This is a genomic window from Arthrobacter sp. 10T413_2, from assembly GCF_056394205.1.
This window is the reverse complement of record NZ_JBFTHK010000060.1, coordinates 1-24079: the sequence shown is the minus strand read 5'-3', so window position 1 is coordinate 24079 and position 24079 is coordinate 1. Positions and strand designations below refer to the sequence as shown.

Genomic DNA, 24079 nt, shown 5'->3' with positions numbered 1-24079 from the left:
ACATACAACATCAGGTTGTCGTGAAGGGCTTGCTTGTCGTACAACTCGGTCAATTGTGCATCTGTTAGTGACATTTCTCCATGCTTTCTGCATTAGGCCAGGAAGGGCTTAGGTATCAGCGGACATTTTCCCAGGCGCTTTTGTCACTGCCTGGGCCGGATCTCGCCCTTATGCGGCCGGAATGATAGTGGGCGCGTGACTCACGCCTGCCCCGAACGTGACGCCGTTGTCAGGTGCGAAGTCCGGTCCAGGACGTCGTCCRTGAAATTTGTTTCGGCAGTCATGCCTTTGGTGAATACAAAGCCGCGGTAGTCGTCGGAAACGATCTCACTAACCTGTTTGACATACCTRTCAAAACCGCCGGCATAAGGAATGAAATAGCGTGAACCGTCGTATCTGTTTACGTGGACCATGTAGTTGTCGACGGCCCGGCGCAGGAGCGGCTCAGCGACAGCATTGCAGTGGTCGCCCCACTCCTTCTCTCCTTCGATGCTGGGCTCGATGCGGTCCGCACCTTTGATTTCAGCGTGGGCGATGATGTCGCCGACAAAATCGACGTGATAGTTGTTCAATGCGAAGAAGGTCGCGAGCACGCTGGGGCTCTGGGGGCCGGTGAGCATGAACAGATTCGGGAACCCATTGGCCATGATGCCCAGGTGGGTCTGCGGMTTGTACTTCCAACGGTCGCTTGGCTGCTGCCCGTACTCGTTGCGTATGTTGGTCTGATCAAGTGCGCCAGTGAAGGCATCGAAGCCGAGCGCAAACACGATGAGGTCGACCTMGTACTCGCCGTTCCGGGTCTTGATGCCGGTTTTGGTGATGCGTTCTACCGGGTCACTTCTGAGATCGACCAGCGACACATTGCTTTGATTGAATATCGGGTAATACCCGGTGTCGATACATAGCCTACRGACCCCGATTGGGTAGGCGGTCGGCATCAGCTTCTCGGCGGTCTCAGGGTCATCGATCATGTCTCGGATTTTGTCACGGACAAATTCGGCGACGATGTTGTTCACCTCAATGTCCGTCCCCTGGTCCGAGAACGTCCCAAGCAGAGACTGGCCTCCGAAAGCCCATCTCGTCTCGAGAATCTGCTGCTGCTGCTCCGGCGAAAAGTCCGACGCCTTTCCGACCGAAGGCGGCATGGCGTATCCGACCGGGGTCGCGTAAGTCTCATCGCGGAACTGTAGRACTTTCTTGTCGAGACGAGCCTTCTTCCTCCTGTCCGCCGGGCCGTTATGTGCAGGTATCGAGTAATTCGGCGTCCGTTGCAGAACGTAGAGCTGTTCGGCCGTCTTGGCGATCTCAGTCGCGGCCTGGACGCCCGAAGATCCCGTTCCGATGACGGCGACGCGCTTAMCGGCAATCTCGACCGGGGTCTGTGGCCAATGCCCGGTCTGATACCACTCGCCTTCGAAGTCATCCAGGCCCGCGAAGTCGGGCTTCCGCGGCTTGGAAAGGTTCCCCGTYGCCATGACAAGATAGCGGGCCCACACGGTCCGGCCGGTGCTGGTCTTGATAAGGTACTTGTTCTCGTTCGCATGCCACTCGGCGGACGTCACCCACGTGTTGAGCGAAAGGYTTCTGCGTACATCAAGACGGTCAGCAACGTAGTTGAGGTACCGAAGGATCTCAGGTTGCGCGGCGTATCGCTCGCTCCAGTCCCATCCGGCGAATAGCTCCGCGTCAAACATGAACGAATAGCTGGTGCTCTCCACGTCCACGCGCGCACCCGGATAGCCGTTGTGATACCAAACGCCACCGACACCCGCGGCGCCCTCGAAGCCATGAACATCGTGCCCCAGGTCTGCGAACCGGTGAAGGGCGTAGATACCACCCATTCCTGCGCCGATAACGACGATGGAGTATTCCTCCGTCTGGTCAGTGGGGTTGTCAGCTTGGTTGTCTTGCACGATCTTGCTCCTTGACCTAAATCTCCATTGATTACCAGGKGCACGATTTGCCGACAAGAGCGCGCATCTTTGCGCAGCCTGTCGTTGAGAAACGATGCACCCCGAAAACTTTCACTAATAGAACACGATACTCATAATGTGCGAGTGACCGCAACGGATGTGGGAAAGAATTAAGGGCCCACCTCAGCTGTTACTGCGGCCTCCAGCCAGGGAATGCTAATGCCAAGCTCCGTTGCCTCACCTCGAGTGAGGACAGGGCAACCACCACAAGCCCGTCACTCTTGTAAAAGTCTCCGAAACCAGTCCGCCTGTGCCGCACGGGCTGACTTTGACAAAGCGGCTTCGGGAGCCAGCTGATCGAAACCGTGGAAGCCACCGGGCCACACGTGGAGTTCCGCGATCCCACCCGCCCGCCATATCGCATTCGCGTAGGCCACGTCTTCATCGCGAAATGTCTCCGCGGAGCCCACGTCGATGAAGGTCGGCGGAAGACCGGAAAGATCAGCCGCGCGGGCGGGTGCAGCGTAGTAGGACACGTCGTCACCGCCTCGTGCTTCCCCAAGCAGGGCTGTCCAGCCGGTTTCGTTCGAACTCCGGTCCCAGACCCCCGCCCCGGCCATCTGGAGGGCAGACGGACTGTCGTTCCGATCATCAAGCATCGGACACCTCAGGAACTGCCCGAATAGCTTTGGCCCACCACGATCACGTGCCAGGAGCGCAGCACCCGCAGCCAGCCCTCCCCCCGCACTGCCGCCAGCGATGATAATCCGGCCAGGGTCAACGTTAAGCTCCTCAGCGTGTTCCGAGGTCCACACCAGTCMGGCATAGCAATCCTCTACCGGACCGGGGTGCGGTGTCTCGGGCGCTAGCCRGTACCMGACCGAGACAACCGCGAGCTGTAACTCTTGGGCATAGTCAAGCATCGTCAGGATTCCCGTCCGGTTGTCGCCCAGCATCATGCCGCCGCCGTGCACCCAGTAGATCGCCCCCGTTGGAGTGAMGACTTCAGTCGGCCTGCATATCAGCAGTGGGATGTCAGGGGCCCCCTCCGGCCCCGAAACGGTTCGCTCTTCAACATGAAAAGCACCGCCACGGGAGAGAGCCTCATCAGTGAGCTGCTCCGCACCCGGCACCTCGCGCGCCCGAACTTCGGCAATGGTTTCCGCTCGGTAGGCATTCGGCGGGAAGACTTGGTTGATAGCCGTGAGTGCGGCGGCCAGTTMGCGATCGAACGGCGGCGGTGACCCCACTTCCGCCACGAATGGATAATAATCCTGAGACGTCATTGTTAGCTCCTTCAGATACGGCTGTCTGTTTGGTCCCTACGCTTGGTGATTCCCAGGAGTAGTCGCGAGGACCGGGAAGTCCGAACAAGCTKCCGCGGCTGCATGATGGGCTTGACGGCGAAGGGCTATGCATGCCAGGCGCCCCATGACAACTCGCACCCGGCACCTAATTGGATGCCGACACAGCTGGAAGCGCCTACCCATGGCCAGGGCGGCGGCGCTTCCAGCTTTTGCCATCGGTCAGCTGAGCCGGGTCTCCGCAAGCGAAACAATCGCTACAGCACTCGTGGTCTCCACACCCAACTGATTAATGGCCTTTACCGTGACCTCAGCGCATGCTCCGTGGGTTTCATCGCGGAAGACGCGGGTAACCTCGCCTCCGATCCACTGGACGTCGCCGAAGACACCGGGCTGCTTAATACGAACCGAGAGCGAGACGAGATCAGCGTCGTCTCCCATCCAGTTGGTCACGCAGTGCGCCATCCACGACACTCGCTGGTTCCCGTTGTCATAAGCACCCGGCATGCCGATAGCGTGGGCCATCGCAGCGTCCTGATGCCCCAGGCTGGGAAATGGCTCGGAGAGGAAGTGCTCGGCACCCAAGTTGGTCGGCGCGCTCGGGTCACCGTTGCGCACGCGCTCCTGCTGACGCACACGGGTCTCGACTCCGCGGTAGCCGGCAGTACCGATCGCTCCCGCGTAGTACGCAGTCATGGTGATGAGGTCCAGCGGTCCCTTGACTACCTGTGGGAGGATGTCACCGACGGACACTGTCTCAGCGAAGCGCGTACGCTGGCCGCGGATCTCTTCCGCGAGGATGGCGGCACGGATCTGCTCCTTCTCCTCGTCCGTGTAGACGTGAGGCTCGCGCGGTTCGTGCATCCGTTGACCCTCGGAGCTTCGAGCGACACAGACGATCGTGTTGCGTACGGTCCCGACAAGCTCTTCGCCGACAAAGTAGTCGGTGCGGCCGACCTGTTCCACCAACCGACCCGACCGGCGACCCTCGCGCTCACGGACCTCTTCGACGAATGCACGGGCCCGGACCCTTTCACCGAGCCGGATCGGGCGGCGGAACTCGAGGTMGGCACCGAGGTGCAGAGCCTGAATGCCCTCGGACATACCCATCGCAACTTCGGCGTCGCACACGGAGTAGAGGAATGTGGGGGGCGCAATCCTGCCACCGAAACGCGTCKTCTGCGCGTATGAATCGGATAGCCACAGGGGGTTCTCGTCGCCGATCCCCCACGCGTAGTGGCGAATCGTATCGGTGCTGGCTTCCTCGTTCCATTGCACGACAACGGCCGAGGTGCCAACGAATGACTTCATGTAGGCAACATCTTCGTCGGTGATCTGCTTGGACGGTACTGCAGTGGTGGTGCTCATTTTGCTGCTCCCTTAGGGTTGGTGTAAATCGATACGACGGCGTCGACAACGGTGACTGTGGCTGTTGCCGGATCGGCAAGGATCGGATTGAACTCAAATTCGTGGATGTCCCCGCGCTGCTCTGCCCAKGTGAGAATGTCCATGACCGTGTCCGTAATCGCGTCCAAGGTCTTGGCGCTGGCTTCCCTTCGAAGGCCTGCACGAATGACACGCACGGCGGAGATGGCATCGCACACTTCCTGGCGGGACACCGGGAGCGGAAGAATACGGATGTCATCGATCGCTTCGGTCATCCCGCCCCCGGCACCGACGACGAGGACGGGGCCAAATTCTGGATMACGCCGGAGCCCCACGAGGACCTCGGTCTTTCCGGACGCCATCGCCTGGACGGAGATCGTCGCCGTCGCCTCTTGAATGGACATGAGCTTGGTTGCGGCATCGCGTGCGGCTTCGGCATTGTCGACGCCGATGAAGACGCCGCCGGCGTCTGCCTTGTGKAGAATCTCGGCGTCATCAATTTTGATCGCCACCGGGAAGCCAATTTCCTCGGCGGCGCAGACCACCGCGTCGATATCGCGGACTGCGCGGCTGATAGGCACCGGTACGCCAGCCTCTGCCAGCGACTCGGAAGCCTCGCGCCAACTTAGGTGGCGGGGGTTCCCTGTGCCCGTCGACTTCAATGCCGCCCCCGCGAGGATGCCGCGATCGGCGCGAAGGCATTGGACCCTCGCCCACGAAGAGGTGGCCGCGATCGCGTCCAGGGCACGACCTGCAGTGGGCAGCGAGAGTACTCCGGCCTCGCGCAGGATCCCGGCTTGGGGCGCAGTGATACGGTCGTCCTCAGACAGCGGGACGACAATGACGCGGACTCCTTGCGGGATGCCGATTGCAGCGATGCCGGAGGTCAGTTCGTCGAAGTCGTGCGCGAGCCGGGTCGCCGTCACGATGACCCACCCGTCCGACGTCGTACGAAGGACTCTGTCAACGATGCGAAGGTAGTCGGCGGTCGTTGATTGGACTCCGACATCGACGGGATTGCTGAGGTGGTCGCTGCCGACCGCGTCGCCGATCGAGCGGAGCGCTTCCGGTTCGATCTCGCGAAAGCTCACGCCGCGGTCGTCTGCCAGGTCGTTCCAAAGTCCGACCTGAGCTCCGGAGGTGGTCACGACAGTAAGCTCTTGGTCAGTGCCGGAGAGTTGTCCATGGAAGACATCGAAGGTTTCGGTCAGATCGAGGAGTTGCTCAGGGGACGTGCACACCATTCCGAATCGCTGACGGASGACGCTCAGCGCCACCCTTCCGCTGCCCGCTAATTTACCTGTATGAGACTGGGCGCTCATCGCCCCGCGCGCGGATCGTCCCAGCTTCAGGACGAGTATTGGGACGCCGCGTTTCCCGGCTGCCGCAGCTGCTGCCTCGAGGTCGTCATTGKGGCCGAAGCTCTCGACGATACAGGTGAGGACGCGAGTGTCCGCATCAGCTCCCAGCCACCTGGCCCAGTCGGTAAAACCCGTCGATATTTCGTTCCCGGAACTGGCCCAGGCACTCAGCCCACTCGCGCCACGGGCCGCGAGGGACTGCATGAGCGCATTTCCGAGGCCACCGCTCTGACTAAACATCGCCACGTGGCCGGCAGGGATGGGGCCTCTTTGCAGAACCGAGGAGAAAGTTGCGGTCAGCGACCGACCCACATGCATGAAGCCGATACAGTTGGGGCCGAGAAGTCGCGTGGCACCATTCGCCAATACCGCACGGATCCTCTCGTCACGGTCATGACGCCCGATTTCACCGAACCCACTGGCAAACGCGACCGCGAAAGGGACCCCTAGCGCCACGCACTCGCGAAGGTCTTCGATGACCCTGTCCGCGGGCCCGACAAGGACGGCAATGTMGGGCACCTCGGGGAGGTCAGCGAGCGATCGAACCGTGGGGACACCAAGCACCTCCTCATGCACGCTACTGACCGCGTAATAGCGCCCCCGGAAGCMGAGGCGCGCTAGGTAATCGAGTGTCCGGCCCGAGGTCTTCCACGGATCCCGGGAGGGGCCGACGACGACCACGCTCTCCGCATTCAGTGGGTTATCGATGCGCACCGAGCTTCGGTCGACCTTACTGTCCAACATCACATTCCACCCGTCCGTCGGACGGTCCCGGACCGCCGGGTGGCAGGAATCTCGATCGCCTCGATCACTACGCCCAGATCGCTGTCCGTGTCGAAGTAGGCAAAGCCGCCGTCGCCGCCCAAACCATAGCCCCGTGCCGTCTGTGTGACCTGGTAGCCTGCCCCGGTCATCAGGGAAATCGCGTCATCCAGGTCGTCTACGAACACGCCCAGATGATGGAGGCCCATGCGGCCCTCCGCGATGAAGTCATGATAAATACTCGGGCCGGCCAGTGGTTGGATGAGCTCGATCTGGGGGTTGGATCCACCMATGGCGATTTTCATCCGGAAAGCGCCTTCTTCCTGCCCAAAGCGAGACCAGGGCATGAACTCCTGGTCGTAGCAGTAACACTGCCACTCCTCGATGCCGAGCAAGCGGCCATAAAGGTCGATCCCCTTTTCGAGATCGGGCACAAGAATGCCGACCTGCCCGGCACTTCCTAAGGGAGTAGACCCCAAGGAAAGACCGGACACCAGCGATACCGCGGCACCAGTGGCAGAACCCTCTTCAGAATCGGGACGATCACCGGATAACTCTMTTGATGAGGTAGTTACATTCATAATGTAATAATTAGGCCTGATGCCGTCAGTGTCAACCAGCGGCGGAAAATCATCGAAACGAAGCCGCGGAAATATCAGTAGGTCGGCTCGCACGGCGTCGCCCGCGTACCCCCGCATCCAAGCAAGCAACCATTCCCAACCGGACAAGGCGAGTTGCACAAGGGTGGCTACCCCTGTGTGGGCATGTTCCACGCCATGGCTGGCAAAATGTTTCACAATGCGCGTATGATTTGCGAATGGCAAGTACAGACGAGAATGTGGATGTATCCCCGGATGAGGATGAAGCTCCTAAGGATTTGGTTCAATCGGTTGTTCGCGCACTTGCTATCGTCGACGTAGTCGCGTCCTCTAGAGAGCCGATGCGTGCACAATCTATAGCGCGCCAAGTCAATCTGCACCTCGCAACGGCCTCACACCTGCTCAGCACATTGGTGCACMTCGGTTACTTGGAACGGGATGAGCGCGCATACAAACTCGGGTCGGGAAAAATACTCGATCTAAGTTCGCGAGTGGAAGAAGACTGGCGCCCGTCACCACTCGCGTTACGTCTTCTGAGGATGGTCGTCGAAGTCACCGGGGAGAGCGCCTACTTATCTGCCTGGCAAAACGGCAGCGTGACAGTCGTAGCCGTAGAGGAAGGTAGCCACGCTGTAAGAGTGGCCGACCTTCGTGTCGGTGTCTCTGGCGACACTCATGCGCGCTCCTCAGGGAAAGCCCTCCTCGCATTCGGTCCAGAATCGCGACTCCAGCAGGTCCGATCCATTAAGGGCAAACTCGCACGACGAACCGAACACACAATCGCCGCACTACCCGAACTGCTAGCGGATCTTGAGTTGACGAGATCGCGCGGTTACGCCCTGGATCGCCAGGAGTATGCCTTGGGTGTTTGCGGTATTGCCGTTCCGCTMTTCGAAGGATCGCGCTGGCCTCGTACAGCACTCTCGATCACAGTCCCCCTTCATCGCTTCGAGACGCCTGAACACTTCCAGCAGTGCCTCGATGTCCTAATAGAAGCCCGCCGCATGGACGCCGAAGGAGACCATTGAGCTGGCTCCCTTCTTCCACGGCGTCAACCCATCGCCTCCGAGCGCCCGCCGATCGAACGGTTCACTCGTCCAGGTGATTCAGACCCGCCGTGCCATTCGGGAAGTAGCTCAGTGCCTGTAGTTCCGGCCCTGTGGCGGCACGCAAGCCTTTGATCACCTTCGTCTCCGTCCAGCGCAGTCTCGCCGTGCGGTGAAACCGCCCGGAACAGCGGCTCACAAAAAACGGCATGGGCAGACCGATCCGTTCATGCGTTGTAACCCAGCGGCAGTAGAAGGCGGCTATCGCAATCTCTCCGGCTACGCCGCGGCGCGAATCCGGAAGGGTCTGGCGGGGACCGCAACCGCGCCAAGGTCAGGTGCGCGGGCAGGCAATCAATCAGCGACCGACTCCCCATCCGCATCAACCATTCGGAACCGGGATCAATGGATGATAACTGGTGGCAGTAGATTCACGGCCAGCACACCGCATCGGCGCCGCGCGGCAGACGACGACCCTAAAACACGACAGCCCACCCGTGGGGGACACTGGCCACGCCCCGCAATGGCTCGCCACGCTGCCCATCCGGCTCGCCAGCTGAGCCCAATGCCCAGTACTTCCCGCAGTTTCCATCGATCTGAAATCTTCGGTTCGATAGGGAGGCTAGCTAGTCATCCCGCGGTTTGGACCATTTCATCGCGCGGGTAATGGTCCAGTAGTTCCGCCCCGTCTGCGGTGATGACCGCGAGGTTCTCAAGCCGGACACCTCCGACGCGGTGCTGCCCTTCGATGCCCTCGATCGCGATTACCATGCCTTCTTGAATCTCCTCAGGGTGGGCAAACGACCACGAACGGGTAATGACCGGTGGATTGTAGTGGATGGCTCGCGAACCTGCGTTCACCAAGCCAATCCCGTGCCCCAGTTCGATGCTGAAACATTCAAGCTCAGACGCAACGCCCAGGTCCTCCGCGGGGGCAAGTACTGCAGCCACGTCAGCAGTGCTGGCACCCGGTTTCATCAGCGACATCGCAAGATCCAGGCGGTCCACCAGTTTCGCGTATGACGATCGTTCAGTTGCAGTCGGAGCGCGGCCGACGACGTACTGACGGTAAAGGCAGGCCGTGTAGCCCATGTAGGAAGTACCACAGGTGAGCAGGTAGGCGAGATCACCGTGCTCAACGATACGATCTCCCCCGCTGATCCCCCGCGGGAACGACAGGGGCCCGGAGAGCAGCCGCGAGGATCCGACCTCGGCGCCGGCATCCTCGATGGCGCGACGAGCCATAGTAGCAATCTGGGCCTGCTTGACCCCGGGGCGCAATGCCGCACGGGTGGCCTCGAATCCCACGGTGCTCAAGCTCGCCGCCATCGAGATGCACGCTACTTCATCAGCTGTCTTGATCGTTGAACACTCGAGCAGCAATGGGAGCCCGGGAATTGTTTCGATTCCCGCCTCCGCCAGCGCAGTCAGGCCAGCCTGGTCGATCTCACTGACGGCCAGTCGTTCGCCGGTAAGTKAACGTGCCGCGAGTTCATGGCGAATCTGAGCCGCGAACGCGGCCGAAAGTTCGGCGATAGCCGAACTGGGCGCCACGCCGCCGAGCCACGAGATGGCTGGGCGCCACTGCGAGATCCACGGAGCCTGGTCTGGCATCTGCTGCAGGGACCCTGMTGGGGAGAAGACGACAGGTTCGTCTTCCGCGAAGAACAATGCGTAGCCCACTTGGATCGAAAACTCACCCCACCAAAACCCCGTCAGATAGCGGACGTTGTCCGCCCCCGAGAGCAGCAGCGCCGGTATACCCTTCGCACGCATGAGGGCACGCATCCGGTCCGCACGCTCACGCCGCATTCGGTCTACGTCGACGCCGACGTGGAGTTCTGAACGCGCAGGTCCGAAGTGCAATTTCTGGTGATGTGGGGGGTGCATCATTTGCCTTTCACTTTATTTATGTGCAGATGGCCATCGTCGTCCGCTCCGATGCGGTCGGGCCTGCCGAGTGCTAGAGCCATGAGTGGACACCCGAAAAGGTCACCGGATGTCCTAGTTATGTCATTGCCACGGCTTCTTTGCCGACCTTCGCTCGTGAACAACGCTAAGAGAGGATGAGGCCGGACCGAGAGGGCAATGGGCGCCAGCTCGCTAAGAAATCCCGTCAACAAAGTAGGAGGGGCAAGGCGTCGCAAGCCGAGCATTACTACACCCGGTTCCCAGACTCGAAGAACCTGCTTTTGCCGGCCAATACCCCGCTGCAGGTGATGAGATTCGTCCTGCCAAAAGTTCTCTATTTCAGGCTTCCGCCTTCACCGCTGCGTCGTCTGCGGCAACCACCCACGCAGGGTCGCGGCGCTCCACGAAGGAGAGGGCACCCTCACGCGCTTCCGGCCCGGTCCGCAACGGGGCGACGATCTTCTCCTGTTCAGCGAAGCGGGTCTCTGTTGCTGCGTACCGGGACTCAGAGATGATGCGTTTTGCCGTCCGCGTTGCGACTGGTCCACTCAGCTGAATTTTCCGCGCGAGTTCAAGCGCGACCTCGAGGGCATCGCCTGGGTCCGTCAGCCTATTGACTAGACCAAAATCAGCAAGCCGTGCCGCCGAGATTGGTTCCCCCAGCAGCGCCAGTTCCATTGCGATGTGATAGGGAACGCGATCCGGCAAGCGGAGCAATCCCCCACCAGCCGCGACGAGTCCGCGCCTTGCCTCGGGCAATGCGAACGATGCGGTCGTGCTTGCCACTATCAAGTCGCAGGCGAGGGCAAGTTCGAACCCGCCCGCATAGGCATAACCTTCGACGGCGGCGATGACCGGCTTCGACGGGGGTTTGCGGGTGATCCCGGCAAATCCGCGTCCTTCCAGTACGGGGACATCTCCCCTGGCGACCGATACGAGATCGGCTCCTGCCGAGAAGCACCCCCCAGATCCGGTGAGTACCGCAACACTCGAAGACTCATCCGCATCGAACGAGTCAAAGGCGGCTGCCAGCGCGTGGGCAGTTGGTCGGTCGATAGCGTTGCGCTTTTGTGAACGTGTAATCGTGATGACACGCACGCCTCTGGAACTAGTCACCTGAACGCGTGGCTCGTCCGTGTGGCTGCCTGCTGCCACTCCGGATCCGGATTGCTGCATAAGTTCATCCTTCTTGCGTCGTACTAGTGAGGGACCATCGTTCCAGCGTTACTCTCATATTAAGAGTGCCACTATCGTGATACGATCCTTATTATGGCTGCGCGTCTTTACCCGGTCAACCCCGGTCGTAGCCCTACCTATGAATTGAGGGGAAACGCCCATGAGACCGGCTMAACGACTTCGAGAACTGCTTGCAGAGCCCGGCATGATCATGGCTCCGGCAGCATATGACGCACTCTCAKCGAAGTTGGTTGAGCAGGCCGGTTTCGACGTCGTCCTGGTGGCGGGCGGAACATACTCGAATTTCCACTACGGAGTTCCTGATAACGGCTTCATCTCCCAGGGGGAACTGATCGAGGCCGGTCGACGGATCACCGCGGCGACTGATCTTCCGCTCATCCTCGACTTTGACGATGCCGGAGGATCACCACTCCAGGCGTACCGRGGTGTTCAACTGGCCGAGCAGGCCGATGTCGCCTCCCTTCTCGTCGAGGACATGGTGCCGACGACGAAGCACTTCTGGACTCGGAAGAATGATGCGGAGCGCTGGAAGCCGCAATTGAAGCTMCGCGGCCTCGAGGAGATGTGCGACATTATCCGGGCCTGCGCGGAAGCTAAAACATCCCCGGACACCGTGATCGTCGCTCGTTCGGAAGCCGCTCGCTTTGGCTTCGAGGAGCTCGMAGAACGCATGGCTGCCTACTCCGAAGCCGGCGCAGACATKCTCTATCCGTGCGGCTACCCACTTCTCGACCTTCCCAAGCTCGCCGCTAGCGTCCCGGGCCAGTATGTGATGGTGACAGTGAAAAATCCGACCCTGGAGGAGCGTCAGGAACTTGAAGCTGCAGGGGTAAAAATGCTGCTGGTCATCAACACCGTGAACGGTGCAGTTGCAGGTTTTCGCGATAATTTATCCCGTCTCAGGCGCGGTGAACTGCTGGAGGGCGAATCAACCGGGGGCGCTTACACTCCGATCATGGAGGCGGTTGATGCGCCAGAGTGGGCCCGGCGGGCTCGCCGCTTCGGCTATTCATGATCGACCTTCAAAGCCAGCACGTTCCCGCACATTGCGGGCAAGTTGAGCGGCGAAGCGCCGGAGCGGCCGTCGGCGTGACCCGAGGACAATGGGCGCGATAGCATCCGCGCCGTCACGATTTGCCACTGTGGCGTTGGGCCGTCTTCCACGAGAAGCGGAACACCGCAACGGTCTCGGCGGGGCACCGCTTTTACAACTTCGGTGCGCACCAGCCGTTCGTCACCATGTCCCAGCGCGCTTGTTCTCGTTCCCGCCTGAACCCCACGCAGAAATAGCCGAGGCGCCATGGAGCTCGACTCCGTCGAAGCAGATCTGCTGCGCGTGAGCAGTGACGTCAGCCAAACATCCAGCGAGAGACGCCGCAGCATGAGGCGCGCACGGGCGACGGCAGCCGGACGATCGCGGCACTTACGGAGTAGCAGGCGGCAACGACCTGGCGTCAGCATCGGCTCGCACGTGGTGACATGCCCCGAGGATCCTTGCCGATACGCCCAGGCCGTGTGGAGGCTGTCCAGCTGCTGAGCCCGGAGAGTAATACCGATAATGTTGCGACTCGTGTCGCTGTCCCAAGTGACTGAGCGCATACGAGCGGAAGCGCCGACCACCTCGCGGATGGTCGGCGCTTCCGTTCATGTCAGACCGTCGTTCGGACGCCTGCGGTGAGTTCCGGTCCGGTCAGCGGCGTCGGATTCCAGCCTTCGCCCATGGCGACAAGACCTTCGGTCATGATTCCATGACTGACCGCGTCATTCATGGATTTCTTGAGCTCGTTCACCATCAACATCCGCGTCGAACGCAGGGTCAGCGTAGGCTTCGCGGCAAGCATTCGCGCAAGCTCATATGCCCGGTCGACTACCTGGTCCTTGGGCACCACCTCATTCACCGCACCCCATTCGTACGCCTGCTGGGCAGTAATCTCCTGACCGGTCAGGTGGAAGTACCGTCCGCGGTTCAAACCGATGACTAGCGGCCAGATAACCTGCATCCCGTCGCCGGGAATGTTTCCCTGGGAGAAGTGCGCGTGGTCAGCGAATACGGCGTCCTCGGAAGCGATGACGATATCGCAAAGCAGCGCCTGTTCATTGTGATACCTCGCGGGACCATTAACTGCCGCGATCATAGGAACGTCGATGTCGAGGTGGCCGAGCACGAGACGTTTGGCGTCGTGATGCAGACCGAGCCAAATCTCCGGAGTGACCCAGTTCTTGTCCTCAACAGGGGCCTCCTTGTCGATGAAGGTGTCACCCGCGCCGGTCACAATCACCACGCGATTGTCTCGGTCGCGCGAAATGTCATCCCACACCGAGGAGACGTTGTCGTGCACGCCTACTCCCCAGACGACGTCGCTACCGTCGGTGTGCAACGTAACGAGCAAGATACCGTCCGCGTCACGCTCCAGCTTGATGTGTTCGTACTTGTCTTTGTAGTCCTCGAACTTAATCCACGCCATCGTGAATCTCCTTTTTCTGTGATCGAGTTATGAGCGGTGGAGCACAATTTTGACTCACAAGCTCTCGTAATGTGAACCCTATACGCATATGTTGTGAGTTATCAAGAGTGAACTTTGGCGMAGTCGCACTTCCACAAACAGCGTATTTACCCGCTGCAGCGGTGCCTTCTATCCGTGGTGGCGGCATCGCAGAGGCGGGTCCGCCCGGACATGCGGACACTGATCCGGGATCGATTGCAGGGCAATGGACGAGTTTGCTTCTGTGCAAAGGGCGCCAGGGCGTCATGTAGGGGCAGTCCGCCAGGGACGGCATCGTCCTTGCTCATCCAACACGAACGCGGCGCAAACCACCCCGTCGCGTCCAGACATATGCAGATCTGGGCCGCTGAGCTGTATCTGCCGGCKGTGCAGTCACTGAGAGATGAATCCGCCGTCGATGACGAGCTCGGTACCGGTGATGAATTTCGCCTCGTCCGAGGCAAGGTAGAGCATGCCGTAGGCAATGTCGGAGGCATCTCCGGCGTGGGGCGGCAGGGGAACCGTTTCAGGGTTGGCCAGCGATTCCTTCGTGAGCCCGTAGCCACGGGTCATGCCTGTGTCGGTGGGACCCGGATGTACTGAGTTGACCCGGATGTTGTCCTTTGCGAACCATTGGGCAGCGTGTTGTGTCAGGGAGCGGACTGCTCCCTTTGAAGCAGCGTACGCTGCACTCCCACCATCCGAGGCGCCACCGACAATCCCGGCGATAGACGAGATGTTCACGATGGAACCGCGACCGGCCGCCTGCATCATTGGGATTACACTCTTCATTCCAAGCCAAGGTCCGGTGACGTTGATGGCCATGACCTTATTCCAGTCCTCCAGCTCGGCTTCGAGAACTCCCCGGGGCATCGCAATGCCAGCGTGGTTCACCAGGATGTCGATCGTCCCCCACTCGGCGAGGACGTCGTCAACTACACGCTTCCAGTCATCACCGGAAGAGACATCGTGGGGCGGGAGACCGCGAGACCGCCGTTAGCGGTGACTTCATCAACCGACTGGCACAGCGCCTCCTCGGAGATGTCCGTGGCCACTACCCGCGCCCCTTCGGCCGTGAAGAGCTTGAGGGCGGAGAACCCTATTCCGCTGGCTGCGCCCGTGATGATGGCGACCTTGCCTGCTAATCGCGACATATTTCTCTTCCTTCTCTGTTTAGTTTCTTCTGCTATACGGCTGAGGAGCTTAGACGCAGTGAGCCTTCGACCTTCGACTACCAATCGGCCGCATAGGTGGGATCCTGCGGATAGAGATTCCCGAAGTTGGAGGAGAGGGGAATTCCGAACAACTCTGCATAGTCCGCTTCTGGAGCGACTCGTTGTGCCCAATCCCAGACACACGTTCTAGAGAGCACCTTCCACTCACCCTCACGCTGTTCGCACAGGTCCCGATAGCGTCCGCAGAGCACGTCAGTGGGGCCGCCGTCAGTCGGGACCCGCATGTAGATAAACGCCGTTTCGCGCTTAGCCTGATTCCCGTCCAGGTCGATAAGCATGTTCGTCACATAATGACTGGCTTTATGAGAAAGCTCTTTCTGGACTGTCATCGTCCACTCGCAGAAGTCATGGGACAGACCCACGTACATGCCGTGATCCTCAGTTGACTCCGGCCAATACGTGGACTGCATCAGATCGAGTTCTTTGCGGTCCATGCCCCGGCAGTACCGGACCATGTTCTCGTGCAACTCCTGCTTCGCGACCAGGATGCGAAGCTGCTCCCTCTCTGCAGACCAATCCACCGSCTCATCCCCTGTCGATGATGAACTGTTCAAAGTCGTGCCTCCTTGTCTCGAGACGACACATCAGTGTCCACAGCCCGCGCTTCTCTCGAATCGTCTTCAATCCCTGCAATTTCGCCTACCGGACGCCGTGCTGGCGCGAAATCCCGCCCTGCTGTTGGTTGCTGTGCCGAATATTCGTTCACATCGCCTGGCCGTCGTCGATCATGGGAGGGATCACGCGCACTCACTGATCCGAGAGCCGCCGCCCGGTCGCCGAGTTACCTGAGAGACATCAAGCCTGACAGGATTTCCATGAATCACACGGCCGCGGCGCGGCCGGCGTATGCGAGCAGGGCCCCATCCACGACGTGCGTTTCCCCGCTGGTTAGGCGGGCCAGCACGTGGCCGTCGGGCCGGACGAGGACCGCTTCGTCCCCCGTCACCCGGTATGCGTCGGCCCACGCCGACTCTGCGACGACGAAGTCTCCCGTCGGCCCGAATGAGATCGAGCGGTATGGGATGCCATGAACGCCCGCGCGCAGGGCTGCCTCATTCGCGGGCGCCGAGCCTGAACGCGCGAGTATGACGAGCTCGTGCCCGAAGAGATCGAGCGTGGAGGTCGTGCCCTCGGCGTCGAGCCAGACGTGAGGGGCGCGCTCGCCCACCGCGGCGGTCGGGACAAATGCTCCAACCGGCCAGCCCGGAGTCGTTGGTGTGGCTCCGGCGACCGCTCCCCGGTCGTAGCGGAATCCGATGTCCAGGCCAGGATGCACGAAGTTCTCCGGCCGGAAGGAACGGGGGCCATCATCGTCATTCCCCACGATTGACCGGAAGTTGTGCACCGATTCCTCCGTGTTGAAAACGGCGACTGGCCGCCGCTCGACCTCATAGGTATCCAGKAGGGCGGKATCCGCCCAGCCGTTGAGAACGGCCGCCAGCTTCCATGCGAGGTTGTGGACGTCTTGAATGCCAGTGTTCTGGTTGAACCMACCGTAGGGAGGCATAACGTGGACAGCATCTCCGGCGAGCAGGATGCGTCCAGAGCCGTAKCGGTCGGCGACCCAGGCCCCCACAGTCCAGGTCCGGGCGTCGATCAATTCAATCGCCTCGTCTGGATCGCCGATCGCGTTGCGTATCTGCGTCGTCCAGTCGATGTCCTCGAAGGGGATCTCGTCCATGACCAGCGGTCGCCCCAGCATCGCCACCCTGTCGGAAGTGTCCACCGGCGCGATAACAACCGACCCGATCGTGTCCGGATTATCAAGGTAGATGAAGCTCGACGGGTCGCCGGTCCGCTTTTCAATGACCGGCGACCGGAACAGTACGCTCACCGCTGTCTGCAGGTCCTGTTCGCCGGTTGTCCCTATTCCCAATGCGTCGCGTATMTGGCTGGCGGCCCCGTCGKCGGCGATGACGTATTTCGCAGAGACATCMTCCTGGMCATCGTCGGTGGCAATGCTGACGATAACTTCGGTCCCGGTGTCGTTAACTCCCAAAACGGTCTTGCCGAGCTCGATGGTAACGGTGCGTTCGGCCTRCGCGGCGTCGAGGAGGATTGGCTCGAGCACGTCCTGGGAGCACAGGACGACCTCCAGAGTCTCGGGACCGAGGCGAGTGTCAGCGGGCGCATCCGCACTCTTGCCGCTCATCACTTCCGAACGCCACGGCGAAACTGCGTCCCGTCCGAGCAAGCGCCTTGGTCCGCCCGGAAGCGCGGCAGCCCGAACTTCCTCGGCGAGTCTGAGACCGCGGAACACCTCCATCGTGCGGCACGTGACCGCACGGGACCTGGGGTGGCGCGACCGGCCGGTTCGACGCTCGACAACGAGCGTCTCGACTCCGAACCTTCCTAGGAGGAGTGCGGCCGCGAGCCCGACTGGACCGGCTCCAACGATCACGACATCTACGCTGCGTTTGGCAGGGGCGGTTTGCTTGTTCATCGGCTGACTMCTGCGAACTCGGTCAATTCAGGCTCGGTAATGCGGGAGTTCGTGAACGCCAATTGGCCGTAGGGCTGCATCCTTGCGCGCAGTACATCGTCGAATGCCGCGCTGACATCAAGGGCCGTCCAGGACTCCCGCGTGAGGGCGGAGTCGACGATGGCGGGATGGGACAGCAGCATAAGCTCATKGCCGTTCGCGAGGCGGACGACCTGGCCGTTCACGCCAGCGCTCAGGTCTGACAGGAGGTAGACGACGACCGGAGCGTTGGTCGACGGTGGCGGTGCCACCGCGTTGCCGCCGAAGAATTTCGTGTACGCGGCGGTGCCCGCCGCCATCATCGGCGTGTCAGCGTGCGGCGCCATTGCATTAACGCGGATGTCTCCGCCTTMGGCACCGAACTCAGTCGCCCAGGCGTAGGTGAGGGAGGCGATGGCGCCCTTTGCCGCTGAGTATGCGCTCATCATCCGCAAGCCAGCGATCGCACCTGACGTTACATTAACGATGGATCCGCGGCCCTCCATCGCGGCGAGCCCATGAACCGACATGAAGTAGGTGCCGATGACGTTGATATCAATGTGGCGGCGAATGTGGGCTTCCGTCTCCTCGCCGGCGGTCACAGTCTCCAGGTAGCCGGCGTTATTAACCAGGCCGTCCAGCTTCCCGAAGCGGTTTACCGCGGCAGAGACCAGCCGCTGGCAACTGTCCCAATCGGTGACGTCMGCCACGACGGCGAGAGCTTCACCGCCATMCTGGTTAATTGACTGCGCCACGGCCTCGACGGCTTCGGCGTTGATGTCGGAGATCACCACCCGCGCGCCCTCCGCCACGGCGGCTCGCGCATAGGCCTCCCCCAGTCCGCGGCCTCCGCYGGTGATGAGGATGTGCTTTCCTTCAAGGATTCTAGTGGTAGTCATCGAATCTGCCCCTTTGCATTTACGAGTTTTCGCGGAATCTATTATCGCGTATTGCGATAGTAACATTCGTGCTGTGATAATTCTTACCCTTGGGCCGCGCMGTGTAAAGGGAGGACCCGCCTCTCCTATGCCAGCATGTGACTTCCAACCGGCGAAGTTTCTTGCGGTCCTTGACGCGGCCGAACGGCGGCATGTAATGGGGCGACTTTTGCCTGTTGATGAGGAGCTTCAGACCGATGGTGCGCCAGCCGCCCCGGGGAGGAATCCGGGACACCCGAAATAACACTTCCATGGACTCACGCATCTTCTTCATCACGGCCGTATAGTCAAGGTCTCCTTGCTGATCCGGTTAACCATCGCGAACGTTTTCAGATTGTCTCCTTAAGCGTTCCAGCGACGGTGGGTCCGAGACGGTGGCCGGCTTCGGCCCTTCCTTGTTGCTTCAGGCCGCGGCAAGGATGTTGCTAGACACCCAAAACACKGGCGTCCATAGGCGAGTCACCACCAAACACTTATATCCATAGGACTTGGCGCCCATCCGAGCGCCCGAAGGCGCGTCCCGCAGGCCTTCTCTTGTCAGGGTTTCCACAGTCGCAGAGCTGTGTGCGATTCGTATGCCTTTCCCCGCGGAAATGACACTAGTTCGAATTGCATCCCCCACGGAGCGAGGAAGTAGACCCAGCGCTGGCCCTTGCTGGCTCCTGAACTCAATGTCGGATCCCCCAGTACCCGAATCCCCTCGCCCTTGAGGTAGTCGATCGCTACATCGAGGTCCTCCACGTAGAAGGCGATGTGATGGCCGCCAATGTCACTGTTGCGGGGCTGCTTCTGCCGTTGGTCCGGGGAGGAGTAGTTGAAGAGCTCGAAGTTCGCTCCGTTGAAGCAGCGGTAGAAGCGTATCTCTACCAGCGTGGCCTCCGGGTGGACGTTGAGCTTGGTCCGCATCAACTCCGGGTCCTGCGGGTAGGGCCCCAGGGAGTAGACATGCTGGCATCCAATGACGTTGACGAAGAATTCGTGAGCTTGTTTCATGTTGGGCACGGTGAATCCGATGTGGTCCGTCCCACGGATGCCCGGCAGCCCGCGCCGTTCCTTGAGGGTAATATGCTGCTGTTCGACGTCCTGGTTMATGTACTTCTCCAAGCAAATAGCTCTAGCGCTCAAATATTTCAGGGTGATCAAGCAGGGCAGTACGGGTTTTGCGGACATGCATCGCCAGCAATTCCTCGGCCGAGCGGATGTCACGCCGGCGGATGGCCGCCAAAAGGAGCCGATGCTCCAAATGCGTGTCTTCGAGTCCTTCGGGACCGATCAGCTGGACGTACGCGCGCCGGTAATGCTGGGTGGTGTTCCAGAGCCTTTCGACCATCTCCAGCAACGTTGGCATGGCCGCGTCCTGAAAACTCAGCAGGTGGAACTCGCGGTCCAGTTCGACGAAGTCCTCCACCACCTGGCAGTTCTCCATATCCCCCGCCAACTGGCTGAGCCGATCCATGGTTTCAATGCTGATGTTGTTGATGGCCTGTCCCAGCGCGAGAGATTCAATCCGCTCACGTATCAGATACGTCTCCTGGCACTCAGCGAGGTTCATGGAACTGACCCAGGCCCCAGAGGACGCAACAAGTGTGACGAGCCCATGTGCTTCGAGTATGCGCAGCGCCTMACGAATCGGAAGTCTGCTCACTCCGAACTCTTCTGCGATCTGCTCCTGGCGGATTCTTGCGCCGGGAGCCAGGTCTCCGTCCAGGATCCTTTGACTCAGTTCGTMTGCGATGCGCTGGCTTGCAGCGMCCGACTTCTTTAACAGCACAGCTTCCTTTGCCATACCAAAAGCATACGGACTTAAACTGAATGGATCCATTCACTAATGTTTGGCGCACTTAGTCGGGGCCAAAACCTTGCATTGGATCCAATGAGTCACTTATGGTGGGACTCACGCAAAAGCGATGTACGTACGCCCCATGGGAGCCAAAGATGCCAACCACCACGCCCTTGACCTACTCGACAGAGTGCACAGAGCTGCGGACAACGCACGAAGACTGGGACGCAGCAGCTCCCGAGTTGCTCGAATCCATGCTGGTGCAGATGCACACCATCCGGATTTTTGAGGAAGTTGTCCTGCAGCTGGCGGCAGAGGGCCTGGTACACGGCCCCGCCCACTCCAGCATTGGCCAGGAGGGAGCAGCGGTGGGATCCATTCTGGCGCTGCGTGGAGCCGACGGCGTGAACGGCACCCACCGCGGCCATCACCAATTCCTGGCAAAGGGTCTTGCCTATCTGTCCCCGAATGGTATGTCAATCATCGACGGGATAAAGAACGACCAGGTCACGGAGTTCATCCGACGGACGATGTCCGAGATTTTGGGCCTCAAGGCCGGCTTCAGCGGCGGCCGGGGCGGCTCAATGCACCTGCAGTGGCTTGAAGCCGGAGCTTTGGGCACAAACGCGATCGTGGGTGGCGGAGTGCCGCTCGCCGCTGGCAATGCCTGGGCCCAGCGCCACGACGCAGAAGTCCACGACGACGGCGGGCAGGGAGGCGGCATGGGGGTCACGGTGACCTATTTCGGCGACGGCGCCTCAAATATAGGGTCCACGCTGGAAACGCTCAATTTGGCTGCTGCCTGGCGCCTGCCGCTGTGCTTCTACATCGAAAATAATCTCTACGCTGTCTCGACCCATGTTGCCGACGTGACCGGTGAACCTCGGCTGGCGGCTCGTGGCCCCGGCTTCGGAATCAGGTCCTGGCGCGTGGACGGCATGGATCCCCTCGCGGTTTACCTTGCCCAGAAGGCAGCGGTGGATCACATGCGCGCCGGCAAGGGAGCTACCCTCATCGAGGCGGAAACTTACCGCTATTTCCACCAGAACGGTCCCTTCCCCGGCAGCGCCTTTGGATACCGAACCAAGGAGGAGGAGAAGCAATGGCGTGACCGCGACCCCTTGACCAAACTGGCCGCAGAGATGACCCGGCGCAGCCTCCTCACGGACGAACAACTGAACGATCTCACCTCGCACATCACGGAGCAAATTACCCGAATTGTGGACGACATCACGGAGAAGGACCCGGACAGCGCCAAAGGTGCCCGCCGGATCCGCCCCATTCTTTGGCCGGATCCCGCTGCCGTGGACACCGACATCAGGAGCGAACCGGCTTTGACCGGMACAGCACCYGGCCAACTAACCGAAGACGGCACGGTGGAGCGCCGCTTCGTGGATGCCATTGCAGATGTCCTCGGCCGCCGGATGGACGTGGACCCCGGCGTGCTGGTCCTCGGCGAGGACGTGCACCGGCTCAAAGGCGGCACCAACGGGGCTACCCGCGGCCTGAAAGATGCTTATCCCGATCGGGTCCTGGGCACACCAATCAGCGAGAACGCCTTCGCCGGCCTGGCAGGCGGCCTGTCCATGACCGGGCKCTATAAGCCAGTCGTCGAGTTCATGTACTCGGACTTCCTGTGGGTAGCCGCCGACCAGATTTTCAACCAGATCGGAAAGGCCCGCCATATGTTCGGCGGGCAATCCTCCATGCCTGTGGTTCTTCGGTCCAAGGTGGCAATGGGAGCCGGCTATGGCTCCCAGCACTCCATGGATCCGGCAGGCGTCTTTGCCAACAACCCGGGCTGGCGCATCGTCGCGCCGTCAACACCGCACGACTATATCGGGCTGATGAATACAGCTTTGGAACTCCAGGACCCGGTACTAGTTCTTGAGCACGTCGACCTCTACGGGACCAAGGGCGACATACCAGCGGCGAATCTCGACTACCAGTTGCCGGTAGGCAAGGCTACCGTGCGCCGGGCAGGCGAAGGCGTCACTGTACTGACMTACCTGAACATGGTRGATGTCTCGCTTCAGGCTGCCGGGCAGCGCCTCGATCTCGATCCCGAAATCATAGACCTGCGGTGGCTCGACCGGGCTTCCTTGGACTGGGACACCATTGGAGACTCGATCAAAAAAACGAACAACGTCCTGATCGTCGAGCAGGGTGCCCGCGGCACCTCATATGGTGGGTGGCTCTCGGACGAGATCCAGCGCAGATTCTTCGATTACCTCGACCAGCCCGTCCAGCGGGTTACGGGCAAGGAAGCGGCGCCGAGCATCTCGAAAGTCCTTGAGGCCGCCGCCAACGCCGATCTCGACGACGTCCTGGCCGGCTTCGACGAAGTCGCTCGCAACCTCGGCCATCGCTGAACCGGAACCCTCGAAGGACATTCATCATGGCAACCATCATCACCATGCCCTCCGTCGTTGCAGACGCCACCGAAGCCGCTCTCCAGGACTGGCTTGTGAAAATAGGCGACACCATCACCACAGGACAGCCCATCGCCGAAATTGAAACCGAAAAGGCCACAGTGGAGCTACAGGCTGAAACTGCGGGCAGAGTCGGAAGACTCCTCATCGTGCCTGGTACGTCTGTGGCGGTCGGTGAGCCCATTGCTGTGCTCGTTGAACCCGGCGAGGATGAAGCCTCCATAGACAGGAAAATTGCATCCGCCGGAGAGGCCTCGCACAGCTTTGCAGAGCGCCCCGTTGCCGAGGACACTGAAGCGCCGACCACGCGCCGCGACACGCGTCCCACAGCTCCCGACGCGACTCACGACGCCTCCACGCTGGATCACAGAGGGGATTCTCGCGTTTTCGGATCGCCTTTGGCCCGCAAACTCGCCAAGAATCTCGGCATCGACCTTTCAGCTCTGGCCGGATCGGGACCCAACGGTAGGATCCTTCGCGGCGACGTCGAAGCTGCATCCCGCCACCAAACAGCTGCTCCGGTCCCAGTTTACGAAGCGGGGGAACCTGCCGCGTCATCCCCAACAAATCCGTCMGACATGCGTGTGGGCGTAGACAACTTCCACGACGTACCGCTCTCGGGCATGCGCAAAGCCATCGCACGGAGGCTAACGGAGTCGAAAACTACTGTTCCCCATTTCTACGTCTCCGTCGACGTCGAAATGGACGCCCTCCTGGCTCTGCGCAAGCAAGTCAATGAGGGTTTGGCCTCAATGGGACAAAAAGCCACTGTCAATGACCTTGTCCTAAAAGCCCTGGGAGGTGCCCTGGTTGACGTGCCGGCCGCCAACGCGTCGTGGCAAGGAGGCGCCATCCGCCGCTACTCCTCCGTCGATGTCTCGGTGGCCATCGCAACGGCGGACGGCCTGCTAACACCGGTGGTCCGCGGCCTGGAAAGCCTCTCCCTCAGCTCCCTGGGTAGAACGATGGGCGACTACAAAGAACGCGCTGGCGCCKGCCGGATCCGGCAACAGGAACTCGAGGGCGGGTCMTTCAGCCTGACGAACCTGGGGATGTACGGGACACGGGAGTTCTCGGCAATTCTAAACCCGCCCCAAGCCGGGATCCTGGCCGTGGGGGCGGCCGAGCAACGCCCGGTGGTGCGTGACGGCCAGCTGGCAGTTGCCACGGTCATGAGTTGCACGCTCTCCGCAGACCACCGGGTTATTGACGGCGCTGTGGCGGCCCAACTGTTGGCCGCCTTTAAGAGGCGCATTGAGAGCCCTCTATGC

At 60.8% G+C, this 24079-nt stretch carries 18 protein-coding genes and 1 pseudogene; 4 read left to right on the top strand and 15 right to left on the bottom strand.

Going from position 1 to position 24079, the window contains the following annotated elements:
• Window positions 1-200: 200 nt before the first annotated feature.
• The 5 genes from AC1DBQ_RS11620 to AC1DBQ_RS11600 form a co-directional block, all read right to left on the bottom strand.
• Window positions 201-1913, bottom strand: coding sequence for a flavin-containing monooxygenase (locus AC1DBQ_RS11620; protein ID WP_476928644.1), 1713 nt, complete (start codon window positions 1911-1913; stop codon window positions 201-203).
• A gap of 275 nt (window positions 1914-2188) precedes the next feature.
• On the bottom strand, window positions 2189-3199 hold the full coding sequence (locus AC1DBQ_RS11615) for an alpha/beta hydrolase (RefSeq protein ID WP_476928643.1): 1011 nt from the start codon (window positions 3197-3199) through the stop codon (window positions 2189-2191).
• A gap of 240 nt (window positions 3200-3439) precedes the next feature.
• Window positions 3440-4585 (bottom strand): FAS1-like dehydratase domain-containing protein, encoded by a 1146-nt coding sequence (locus tag AC1DBQ_RS11610; RefSeq protein WP_476928642.1) that lies wholly within the window; start codon window positions 4583-4585, stop codon window positions 3440-3442.
• On the bottom strand, window positions 4582-6708 hold the full coding sequence (locus AC1DBQ_RS11605) for an acetate--CoA ligase family protein (protein WP_476928641.1): 2127 nt from the start codon (window positions 6706-6708) through the stop codon (window positions 4582-4584). Before AC1DBQ_RS11605 ends, AC1DBQ_RS11610 begins: the two co-directional genes overlap by 4 nt.
• Window positions 6708-7523 carry a VOC family protein gene (locus AC1DBQ_RS11600; protein WP_476928640.1) on the bottom strand — a complete coding sequence of 272 codons (816 nt, stop codon included), beginning with the start codon at window positions 7521-7523 and terminating at the stop codon, window positions 6708-6710. The genes AC1DBQ_RS11605 and AC1DBQ_RS11600 overlap by 1 nt, the downstream gene beginning before the upstream one ends.
• A gap of 20 nt (window positions 7524-7543) precedes the next feature.
• Here AC1DBQ_RS11600 and AC1DBQ_RS11595 point away from each other — a divergent pair, with 20 nt between their 5' ends.
• Entirely contained in the window at window positions 7544-8353 is an 810-nt protein-coding gene (locus tag AC1DBQ_RS11595; RefSeq protein WP_476928639.1) for an IclR family transcriptional regulator, read from the top strand.
• A gap of 648 nt (window positions 8354-9001) precedes the next feature.
• On the opposite strand, the gene AC1DBQ_RS11590 is transcribed toward AC1DBQ_RS11595, so the two are convergent.
• On the bottom strand, window positions 9002-10264 hold the full coding sequence (locus tag AC1DBQ_RS11590) for a M24 family metallopeptidase (protein ID WP_476928638.1): 1263 nt from the start codon (window positions 10262-10264) through the stop codon (window positions 9002-9004).
• 357 nt (window positions 10265-10621) lie between these two features.
• On the bottom strand, window positions 10622-11458 hold the full coding sequence (locus tag AC1DBQ_RS11585) for a crotonase/enoyl-CoA hydratase family protein (RefSeq protein ID WP_476928637.1): 837 nt from the start codon (window positions 11456-11458) through the stop codon (window positions 10622-10624).
• 160 nt (window positions 11459-11618) lie between these two features.
• Here AC1DBQ_RS11585 and AC1DBQ_RS11580 point away from each other — a divergent pair, with 160 nt between their 5' ends.
• Window positions 11619-12494, top strand: coding sequence for an isocitrate lyase/PEP mutase family protein (locus AC1DBQ_RS11580; protein WP_476928636.1), 876 nt, complete (start codon window positions 11619-11621; stop codon window positions 12492-12494).
• 634 nt (window positions 12495-13128) lie between these two features.
• Here AC1DBQ_RS11580 and AC1DBQ_RS11575 read toward each other — a convergent pair.
• From AC1DBQ_RS11575 to AC1DBQ_RS11540, 8 genes and pseudogenes are all read right to left on the bottom strand, one after another.
• Window positions 13129-13944, bottom strand: a complete 816-nt coding sequence (locus tag AC1DBQ_RS11575) for an enoyl-CoA hydratase/isomerase family protein (protein ID WP_476928635.1) — start codon at window positions 13942-13944, stop codon at window positions 13129-13131.
• 411 nt (window positions 13945-14355) lie between these two features.
• Window positions 14356-14877 (bottom strand): annotated as a pseudogene (locus AC1DBQ_RS11570) (SDR family NAD(P)-dependent oxidoreductase); the annotation flags it as partial.
• A gap of 20 nt (window positions 14878-14897) precedes the next feature.
• Window positions 14898-15116 carry an SDR family NAD(P)-dependent oxidoreductase gene (locus tag AC1DBQ_RS11565; protein WP_476928634.1) on the bottom strand — a complete coding sequence of 73 codons (219 nt, stop codon included), beginning with the start codon at window positions 15114-15116 and terminating at the stop codon, window positions 14898-14900.
• 77 nt (window positions 15117-15193) lie between these two features.
• Window positions 15194-15718, bottom strand: coding sequence for a nuclear transport factor 2 family protein (locus tag AC1DBQ_RS11560; protein ID WP_476928633.1), 525 nt, complete (start codon window positions 15716-15718; stop codon window positions 15194-15196).
• Window positions 15719-16017: 299 nt separating this feature from the next.
• Window positions 16018-17640: an FAD-dependent monooxygenase gene (locus tag AC1DBQ_RS11555; RefSeq protein ID WP_476928632.1), complete on the bottom strand. Its 1623-nt coding sequence runs from the start codon at window positions 17638-17640 to the stop codon at window positions 16018-16020.
• Window positions 17637-18557: an SDR family NAD(P)-dependent oxidoreductase gene (locus tag AC1DBQ_RS11550; protein WP_476928631.1), complete on the bottom strand. Its 921-nt coding sequence runs from the start codon at window positions 18555-18557 to the stop codon at window positions 17637-17639. Before AC1DBQ_RS11550 ends, AC1DBQ_RS11555 begins: the two co-directional genes overlap by 4 nt.
• A 576-nt stretch (window positions 18558-19133) precedes the next feature.
• Complete coding sequence (locus AC1DBQ_RS11545) at window positions 19134-19700, bottom strand: VOC family protein (protein WP_476928630.1); 567 nt, start codon at window positions 19698-19700, stop codon at window positions 19134-19136.
• 10 nt (window positions 19701-19710) lie between these two features.
• On the bottom strand, window positions 19711-20382 hold the full coding sequence (locus AC1DBQ_RS11540) for a GntR family transcriptional regulator (RefSeq protein WP_476928629.1): 672 nt from the start codon (window positions 20380-20382) through the stop codon (window positions 19711-19713).
• 149 nt (window positions 20383-20531) lie between these two features.
• Here AC1DBQ_RS11540 and AC1DBQ_RS11535 point away from each other — a divergent pair, with 149 nt between their 5' ends.
• Window positions 20532-22748: an alpha-ketoacid dehydrogenase subunit alpha/beta gene (locus AC1DBQ_RS11535; protein ID WP_476928628.1), complete on the top strand. Its 2217-nt coding sequence runs from the start codon at window positions 20532-20534 to the stop codon at window positions 22746-22748.
• A gap of 26 nt (window positions 22749-22774) precedes the next feature.
• A partial coding sequence (locus AC1DBQ_RS11530; RefSeq protein ID WP_476928627.1) for a 2-oxo acid dehydrogenase subunit E2 occupies window positions 22775-24079 on the top strand: 1305 nt, incomplete at its 3' end.

Bases quoted from the DNA above. Each gene is read 5' to 3' on its own strand.
- AC1DBQ_RS11585 (WP_476928637.1), bottom strand. From the start codon at position 11,458: ATGCAGCAATCCGGATCCGGAGTGGCAGCAGGCAGCCACACGGACGAG.
- AC1DBQ_RS11575 (WP_476928635.1), bottom strand. From the start codon at position 13,944: ATGGCGTGGATTAAGTTCGAGGACTACAAAGACAAGTACGAACACATC.
- AC1DBQ_RS11565 (WP_476928634.1), bottom strand. From the start codon at position 15,116: ATGTCGCGATTAGCAGGCAAGGTCGCCATCATCACGGGCGCAGCCAGC.